Raw genomic sequence first — 4,417 nt, forward strand, 5'->3', positions numbered from 1 at the left:
TCTCCGGTGATATTTCGGGCTTCTGCTCCGACTTCTCAATATCCTTTACAGCAGCATCGATGGTCGGATATGTCTTGGAGGGAGCCAGCGGTGGATCAATCATGTATCCCTGGATGTCGCCCGCTTCCGCTCCATCTAAGATTTGGATGTCATATCCCTTAAAGCTCATGACAGTTGTCCATTGTTTCATAGGGGTATTTCCTCCTTTTTCGTTCTTGGACCAATTTTTCGATATGCTTGTCCAGATCAATCTGACGAAAACGCAAGGAACCTCGAATTCGGAAATGAGGTATTTCTTCTTTAGAAACCATACGCCTCATTGTCGCTTCGGAAATTTTGAGGTAAAGGCACGCTTCATCCAATGAGAAATTATTGGCGAATAGCCGTCTTTCGATTTCCGGCTGCAATTCCCTTAGAACTTGTTCCTTTATTCCCGCCGCTATATCGGCTCGAAGAGTTTCTATGAAATCTGCTGTTGTCATTCTCTCCCCTCGCTCCCTGGTTAAATCGACCATTCTCACCCGGTCTTGGTGTATTCGCTTTGTTCAAATAGATATTCTAATTGGCATTCAGGAAAAAAGTGTTTCCTGATCTTAGTGGCTTCCTCGTAGTAGAATCTTGAGTGACCGTTCAGCTTTTCGCTTGCAGTGGCATATCTGACTCCCAAAACCGCCGCCAATTCCCCGACGCTCACTTTTTTTCTAGCCATTTCAGCCCGCAAATTTTTGAACAAATCAGATCCCTCCCTCCTTAAACTGAACGCAGTTGCGTTCGTGTTGATTCAAACTATAAACGCAACTACGTTCAATGTCAACTGATTTTCCGTACTTTTTATATGAAATTGCGTTTTTTTGGTCTTTACTTTGTCAAAACTATATTGTAGTATTTAATTTGTATACGGAATATCGTATAGATAGAAAGGCGGATAATAGTGGAAAAAGCATATATTCTTTCAAAACTTATTGAAGAAAAGGGGTTGAGTCGCAGGGCCTTTGCCGAAGAAATTGGAATACCGGCCACCACATTGCAATCCATGATTACTAGGGGTGTAGGTAAAGCCTCTGTCGATAACGTCATTAAAGTTTGTAGAGGTCTGGGTATAACTACTGACGACCTTGAGAGAATGGCAGAGGCAGGAGTTGCTTCCCCGAGAGATATTCCCGAGACTATTGCGGCCCATTTCGACGGTGAGGAATACACCGAGGATGAATTAGAAGAAATATTGAAATATGCCCATTATATTAAGTCACAAAGGAAGTGAATTTGTTTGCTAGATGAACTTCTCAGCGAAGCAGAGTTGTTGGGTGTTTTTGTTACAGAATTTCCATTCAAAACAAAGAGACTAAAGGCGCTGTATACGGATGGAGTTATAACATTTAATAGTTCTGCCGATTTTGTTGAATACGAGAAATTATGCGCTTTAAGCGAAGAATTAGGACACCATTACACTTCTGCGGGAAATATATTAGATCAATCCGATATTCGTAAGCGAAAGCAAGAACTTAGGGCGCGTCAGTGGGGGTATCAAAGACTTATCCCTCTGTCCTCCATAGTTCAAGCTTATGGGACTGGTGCGAAGTGCCGTTATGAGATAGCTGATTTCCTTGGTGTTACAGAAGAGTTTCTTCAAGCTGCTATTGATCGATATAGCGAAAAGTATGGGGTTTTTACAACAATGGATAATTACATAATTTTTTTCGAGCCCCTTCGCGTTATAGAAGTTCTTACTTAATCCCCTTACACGTGCTGTGTATTTGTATATCGCTGCCTCGAAACCGAACATACGTTCTCGAAAGGAGGTGATACCTTGAATGAACCTGGCTTTATAGTCATGCCTATTGATGGTGATATGGTTAAAATATTTATTTTCGATCGAATTTTTAGGCGAGATGGAATTATACTTGCACGGCAGCAAGAAACGGAGAGGGTATTTATTTTAAAGTAGGAGGAAAAAGAAACGTGGGATGGACTGAACACTTAGGTGGTAAAAAGTATAAACTCGTGGAACGCGATCCTTCCAAGGCTTCACGACCTAAACGGTCCGTATCCGTGGAGATGCCGCAAGAAATTTATAATTCAAAATCCGAAAAGAAAAAAGAGTCATGGTTAGCTGTTGAGTTGGACAAATGGAGTACATCCGTCTTCGAGGGCAATTACCAGGATCGGCAAAAAAATCACAAATTAGCCAATCGTAAAACCTTCAATGATTTTAAAGACACTTGGCTTAAGGTCTACGCCCGACCAAACATGAGCGGAAAAACCGTCCGAAATACTATAAGCATCATAGATTCCCGGTTAACCCCCGAATTTGGCGACATGTGGATTAGCGACATTACTACGTTGCAACTCGCCGAATGGTTTTCCGGTTTAAAAAATTTAAAAAACAACAGTCCTCTCGCCACTAACTCCAAATTGAATATATATAAAGTGGCATTAGGTATTTTTGAAAAGGCTCATGATTGGGGAGTTATCACGTCTAATCCTATGGCCGGTGTGGATCGACCATCTGCAAATAAGCAGGAAAAAAAGAAGATGCGCGGGGTCAAGCAAAACTATACCCGAGAAGAAGTCGCCAGGTTATTGCTGGCAATGTATGAGATGCCCGAACGATGGCGGTTGTATTTCACCGGTGTTATGCTGGGCGGTTTTCGGCGCGGAGAATGGCTTGCCGTTCAATGGCCCGACCTAGATTATGAACATTCTGCTGTTTATATAGAGAATCAAATCACGGTCAACGATGAAGGAAAAAAGGTCGAGGCCGAAGTCAAAACGGTAGAATCGGAAGATTGGGTACCCCTGCCAAGATGGTACATGGAAGAGTTGAGGCGTTTTCATTTGCAATGGAGAAAGGAAAAACTCCTATGCAAAAAATGGTTGGGTGATCCCGGCAAGGAATATATTTTTCATTCCGGGGATGGTGTTATTTATTACCCCAGTACCCCAACCAATACGTGGAATAAATTTTTAAAAAAACATGGCTTAACTCACGTTAAATTACATGGCCTACGTCACACAGCGGCGACGCTGTTGCGAGAACATGGAGCAGACCAACGCAGCATACAAAAATTTCTTCGTCATTCCAAATTAGAGACGACCGACCGGTACACACACGAGAGAGAAATGGTTAATCGTTCCTTGATCGATCCGTTAGAAAATTTGAATCCAAAAGCCCAAAACTTTGCCCCATGAGTTGCCCCATATTCAAAAAGTCGTCTGTCGTATGTCGAATTTTCCGCAAAAGAAAAACCCTTGCGGCACAAGGGTTTCAGGTACTTCTTAAAGCAAAGCGGGTGATGGGAATCGAACCCACGCTACCAGCTTGGAAGGCTGGAGTTCTACCATTGAACTACACCCGCACCTTATAAAAGATGGTCGGGACGACACGATTTGAACATGCGACCCCCTGGTCCCAAACCAGGTGCTCTACCAAGCTGAGCTACGTCCCGTTAATAAGGTGAAATGAAATTTAGAAAAGATGGCGCGCCCTAAGAGATTCGAACTCCTGACCTTTTGATTCGTAGTCAAACGCTCTATCCAGCTGAGCTAAGGGCGCGCAATATGGAGCGGACGACGGGAATCGAACCCGCGACCCTCGCCTTGGCAAGGCGATGCTCTACCGCTGAGCCACGTCCGCATAATATGGTGCGCGTGGAGGGACTTGAACCCCCACGTCAAAGACGCTAGATCCTAAGTCTAGTGCGTCTGCCAATTCCGCCACACGCGCACAAGTGAAACACTTACCAGCAGCAATCTTTAGAATTGCTTAGTTAGGACTGGTGAGCCATGAAGGACTCGAACCTTCGACACCCTGATTAAAAGTCAGGTGCTCTACCAACTGAGCTAATGGCTCATAATAAGAATGGCTGGGGATATAGGATTCGAACCTATGAGTGACGGAGTCAAAGTCCGTTGCCTTACCGCTTGGCTAATCCCCATTATTCATGGTGGAGGCTGAGGGGCTCGAACCCCCGACCCTCTGCTTGTAAGGCAGATGCTCTCCCAGCTGAGCTAAGCCTCCAAATCTGGGCGTTAGTAATAATGGTGACCCGTAGGGGATTCGAACCCCTGTTACCTCCGTGAAAGGGAGGTGTCTTAACCCCTTGACCAACGGGCCTTATTATGTAAATGAAGCTCTCAACCGGATTCGAACCGGTGACCTCATCCTTACCATGGATGCACTCTACCTACTGAGCTATGAGAGCATAATGGCTCCCCGAACAGGACTCGAACCTGTGACAACTCGATTAACAGTCGAGTGCTCTACCAACTGAGCTATCAGGGAATATGTTCGCTTGGCGGCGTCCTACTCTCCCAGGACCCTTCGGTCCAAGTACCATCGGCGCTGGAGGGCTTAACGGTCGTGTTCGGGATGGGTACGTGTGGAACCCCTCCGCCATCGCCACCAAACGGGTCAAGC

General features: G+C 45.0%; 6 protein-coding genes, 11 tRNA genes, 1 rRNA gene and 1 pseudogene. 4 read left to right on the forward strand and 15 right to left on the reverse strand.

Annotated features, from left to right (window positions below; all coding sequences use genetic code 11):
• The 3 genes from BN3279_RS23650 to BN3279_RS01595 form a co-directional block, all read right to left on the reverse strand.
• Positions 1-190 (reverse strand): hypothetical protein (locus BN3279_RS23650; protein ID WP_148466791.1); only part of this gene is annotated, 190 nt, incomplete at its 3' end.
• Positions 159-482, reverse strand: coding sequence for a helix-turn-helix domain-containing protein (locus BN3279_RS01590; protein ID WP_082672879.1), 324 nt, complete (start codon positions 480-482; stop codon positions 159-161). The genes BN3279_RS23650 and BN3279_RS01590, both read right to left, overlap by 32 nt.
• 35 nt (positions 483-517) lie before the next feature.
• Positions 518-733 carry a helix-turn-helix domain-containing protein gene (locus BN3279_RS01595; protein WP_059048921.1) on the reverse strand — a complete coding sequence of 72 codons (216 nt, stop codon included), beginning with the start codon at positions 731-733 and terminating at the stop codon, positions 518-520.
• Between the two features lie 198 nt (positions 734-931).
• On the opposite strand from BN3279_RS01595, the pseudogene BN3279_RS24405 reads away from it, so the two are divergent.
• From BN3279_RS24405 to BN3279_RS01610, 4 genes and pseudogenes are all read left to right on the forward strand, one after another.
• A pseudogene (locus BN3279_RS24405) lies at positions 932-1,129 on the forward strand (helix-turn-helix domain-containing protein); the annotation flags it as partial.
• Between the two features lie 138 nt (positions 1,130-1,267).
• Entirely contained in the window at positions 1,268-1,732 is a 465-nt protein-coding gene (locus BN3279_RS01605) for an ImmA/IrrE family metallo-endopeptidase (protein ID WP_059048923.1), read from the forward strand.
• Between the two features lie 75 nt (positions 1,733-1,807).
• The gene (locus BN3279_RS23655; protein ID WP_157686426.1) at positions 1,808-1,945 is read left to right on the forward strand and encodes a hypothetical protein; all 138 of its coding nucleotides are present in this window, start codon (positions 1,808-1,810) and stop codon (positions 1,943-1,945) included.
• A 14-nt stretch (positions 1,946-1,959) separates the two neighbouring features.
• Positions 1,960-3,189 carry a site-specific integrase gene (locus BN3279_RS01610; RefSeq protein WP_059048924.1) on the forward strand — a complete coding sequence of 410 codons (1,230 nt, stop codon included), beginning with the start codon at positions 1,960-1,962 and terminating at the stop codon, positions 3,187-3,189.
• Positions 3,190-3,285: 96 nt separating this feature from the next.
• Here the strand turns inward: BN3279_RS01610 and BN3279_RS01615 are convergent.
• The 12 genes from BN3279_RS01615 to rrf all read right to left on the reverse strand — a co-directional run bounded on the left by BN3279_RS01615 (position 3,286) and on the right by rrf (position 4,407).
• A tRNA-Gly gene (locus tag BN3279_RS01615) sits at positions 3,286-3,356 on the reverse strand.
• 13 nt (positions 3,357-3,369) lie between these two features.
• Positions 3,370-3,446, reverse strand: a tRNA-Pro gene (locus BN3279_RS01620).
• Between the two features lie 30 nt (positions 3,447-3,476).
• A tRNA-Arg gene (locus BN3279_RS01625) sits at positions 3,477-3,553 on the reverse strand.
• Positions 3,554-3,559: 6 nt separating this feature from the next.
• Positions 3,560-3,634: transfer RNA gene (locus BN3279_RS01630), tRNA-Gly, on the reverse strand.
• Between the two features lie 6 nt (positions 3,635-3,640).
• Positions 3,641-3,724 (reverse strand) — tRNA-Leu (locus BN3279_RS01635).
• Positions 3,725-3,774: 50 nt separating this feature from the next.
• Positions 3,775-3,850: transfer RNA gene (locus BN3279_RS01640), tRNA-Lys, on the reverse strand.
• A gap of 10 nt (positions 3,851-3,860) precedes the next feature.
• Positions 3,861-3,935 (reverse strand) — tRNA-Gln (locus BN3279_RS01645).
• A gap of 7 nt (positions 3,936-3,942) precedes the next feature.
• Positions 3,943-4,018 (reverse strand) — tRNA-Val (locus BN3279_RS01650).
• 21 nt (positions 4,019-4,039) lie between these two features.
• Positions 4,040-4,114: transfer RNA gene (locus BN3279_RS01655), tRNA-Glu, on the reverse strand.
• Positions 4,115-4,129: 15 nt separating this feature from the next.
• Positions 4,130-4,202: transfer RNA gene (locus BN3279_RS01660), tRNA-Thr, on the reverse strand.
• Between the two features lie 4 nt (positions 4,203-4,206).
• Positions 4,207-4,282 (reverse strand) — tRNA-Asn (locus BN3279_RS01665).
• 8 nt (positions 4,283-4,290) lie between these two features.
• Positions 4,291-4,407 (reverse strand): 5S ribosomal RNA (gene rrf / locus BN3279_RS01670).
• Positions 4,408-4,417: the final 10 nt, after the last annotated feature.

Origin of the sequence: Paenibacillus senegalimassiliensis, from assembly GCF_001486585.1 — a bacterium.
Classification (GTDB): domain Bacteria; phylum Bacillota; class Bacilli; order Paenibacillales; family Paenibacillaceae; genus Fontibacillus; species Fontibacillus senegalimassiliensis.